The organism is Aurantimonas sp. C2-5-R2, from assembly GCF_036549495.1.
GTDB classification, from domain to species: Bacteria; Pseudomonadota; Alphaproteobacteria; order Rhizobiales; family Rhizobiaceae; genus Aurantimonas; species Aurantimonas coralicida_A.
Window position 1 is genome coordinate 1 of sequence record NZ_JAZHLJ010000191.1, and the last position, 2,338, is coordinate 2,338.

Annotated in this window: 4 protein-coding genes and 1 pseudogene; 4 read left to right on the top strand and 1 reads right to left on the bottom strand. The window is 60.1% G+C overall.

Annotation, left to right across the window (positions count from 1 at the left end):
* Positions 1–303 precede the first annotated feature (303 nt).
* From VQ044_RS24760 to VQ044_RS24775, 4 genes are read left to right on the top strand one after another with little or no spacing between them, the layout of a single operon-like run.
* On the top strand, positions 304–975 hold the full coding sequence (locus tag VQ044_RS24760) for a ParA family protein (protein WP_331827867.1): 672 nt from the start codon (positions 304–306) through the stop codon (positions 973–975).
* Entirely contained in the window at positions 972–1,301 is a 330-nt protein-coding gene (locus VQ044_RS24765; protein WP_327650307.1) for a stability/partitioning determinant, read from the top strand. Before VQ044_RS24760 ends, VQ044_RS24765 begins: the two co-directional genes overlap by 4 nt.
* 52 nt (positions 1,302–1,353) lie before the next feature.
* Positions 1,354–1,743 carry a type II toxin-antitoxin system RelE/ParE family toxin gene (locus VQ044_RS24770; RefSeq protein WP_327650305.1) on the top strand — a complete coding sequence of 130 codons (390 nt, stop codon included), beginning with the start codon at positions 1,354–1,356 and terminating at the stop codon, positions 1,741–1,743.
* Positions 1,721–2,038: a helix-turn-helix domain-containing protein gene (locus VQ044_RS24775; protein ID WP_327650303.1), complete on the top strand. Its 318-nt coding sequence runs from the start codon at positions 1,721–1,723 to the stop codon at positions 2,036–2,038. The genes VQ044_RS24770 and VQ044_RS24775 overlap by 23 nt, the downstream gene beginning before the upstream one ends.
* Before the next feature lie 118 nt (positions 2,039–2,156).
* Here VQ044_RS24775 and VQ044_RS24780 read toward each other — a convergent pair.
* A pseudogene (locus tag VQ044_RS24780) lies at positions 2,157–2,338 on the bottom strand (hypothetical protein); the annotation flags it as partial.

The window sequence follows — 2,338 nt, forward strand, 5'->3', positions numbered from 1 at the left end:
CTATTCTCTGTGTGAAAACATAAGCGGTCGCCGCTGTTCGGGCTGCTTACGCAGCCCTGCGGCGGTTCCGGACCGCATAATAGGCGGTCCGGTTCGGCACCCTAAGAGCAAAAATCCCAACCGCCCCGCCTGCGGCCAGTATCCCATGGGCTTTTGAGAGAAAGCAGGCGGCAAGGGCAGTGCTATGAATGTCAGCTGTTTTCTAGCTGCTATCTATTTATAAGCGGATTGCAAGCGGCTCATTAACTGCTCATAAAGTGCATGCTGCTAACATGCTGCTGGTCATCAGGTAAAAGGGGGCGCATGGCGGTCATATCATTTGTTTCGAGCAAAGGCGGGGTCGGCAAAACGACTTCGGCCGTTGTCCTCGCCGGCGAGTTGGTGGCGGCCGGGCGCAAGGTCGCGTTGATCGATGCGGACCCCAACAGGCCACTTGAAGCCTGGTCGCGGCTTCGCCCGGTTCCCGAATTCCTGCGCCTTATTGTCGATGACTCGGCCGAAACCATCATAGACACGATCGAGGACGCCCGCGCCGAGGCGGATTTCGTCATTGTCGATCTGGAAGGGACTGCGACCGACCGCATCGGTTTCGCCGTTGCACGGTCGGATTTGGTTCTGATCCCGCTGCAAAGCTCAGTTCTGGACGCGGCCGAGGCGGCGAAATCGGTCAAGCTGGTGCGCCAAATGTGGAAGGTGGCGAACCGGGAAATCCCATATCGCGTGTTCTTTACCCGCGTGCCGCCCGCGATCCGCGAGCGCACAGCGCGCGACATAGAACAGCAGTTTTCCGGCGCTGCGGTACCGGTTCTGCCGGCAACTTTGATCGATCGTGCGGCCTATCGGACCCTATTTTCTCTGGGTGGCACACTGCACGAGCTGGAAAAAGCCGATGTGTCCGGGCTGGAAACCGCCAAGGAGAACGCCCGCGAATACGCACAAGCCGTCATCAATGCCATCAGGGGAGGGGGCGCATGACCGCCGACGACAAGAAACGCGCCACGCTCGACTTTGGCGACGAGCTGGATAAGCCGCTAGTGCCGCCCGTCGATCCGAACGAGGTCAAGGCCGCCGCCCGCGCTGCGGGCTTCCGTGAGACGCCGAGAGCGCCCGAATCGGTCCCGCCATCACCTGGGCGGCCGGCGCGCCGCGCGCGGCGCAAGACAGGCCGTACGGAGCAATTTGCAACCCGTCTGCGGGCCGACACCATCGAGGCGATTTATGCCTATGCCGACCGCCACGAGATCACCCTTGCCGAAACGATTGAGCGGGCAATAACCGCGCTCAGGGACGATGCGAAATGAAACCCTTGAAGTGTAACGCTATGTGCCATACATTGATGGACGAGGAAGTCGCGTGAGGGTTTTCAAAGCCAGCCGGTTTCACAAGTTTGCCCGGAAAGAGAAAATCTCCGATGCAATGCTTTGTGAGGCTGTAGAGCGTGCCGAACGCGGCCAGATAGATGCCGATCTAGGAGCCGGCCTCATCAAGCAGCGCGTTGCACGACCCGGCGCTGGAAAGTCTGGCGGTTTTCGAACGCTGGTTTTCTTCCGGACGCAGACGCGCGCGGTTTTCGCATTCGGGTTCGCCAAGAACGACATGGCGAACCTCGATAACGCGGAAGAAGCCTACTTGAAGAAGGCTGCAAAGCTAGTCCTGGGATTTACCGATGCGCAGATGGACACGGAAGTCGCTGCGGGTCGCATGCTAAAGGTGAATTGCGATGACCAAGACTTACAAGAGTGAAGCTCTGGCGGCCGTCCATGAGATGATGGAAGGGTTCTATGAGTCCGGCGCGATCGACAAGCAGACGATGCGCGAATTTGACGAGGGGTGCCTGACAGCGGTTGAACCGCTGTCCCCCGAGGAAATCCGTTCCATTCGGGAACGCGAGCATATCTCGCAGCCAGTCTTTGCCCGCTACCTCAACGTGAGCAAGGGACTTGTGTCCGATTGGGAGCGTGGGGTGAAGAAGCCCGGAGGGCCGGCGCTGCGGTTGCTGACGGTTGTTCAGAAAAAAGGGCTTGAGGCAATCGCGTGAGGGCGATCGGCTGATAAAAAGATAGCTGCTTGTCAGCAGATTTCTTCCGATAGGCGTTCGCGCTCTGCATCCGGCTCCCGGCCGGCCGGAGGGCCGCCAGTGACAAAGCCCCGGTGCGTCAGTGCCGGGACCGCTTTTCCCATCTGGCCGGCGCGGGCAGGGGTTCTTTGCGCTTCTCACGCAGCAGGGCTTTCATTTCCTCGCCCGAAATACCCGGCCGGGGATCATCGGCGGCCGCCTGTATGCTGCGCTTGAGCAGTTCCCGGCGCAGATCGGCATGGGGTTCCAGGTCCTCCATAT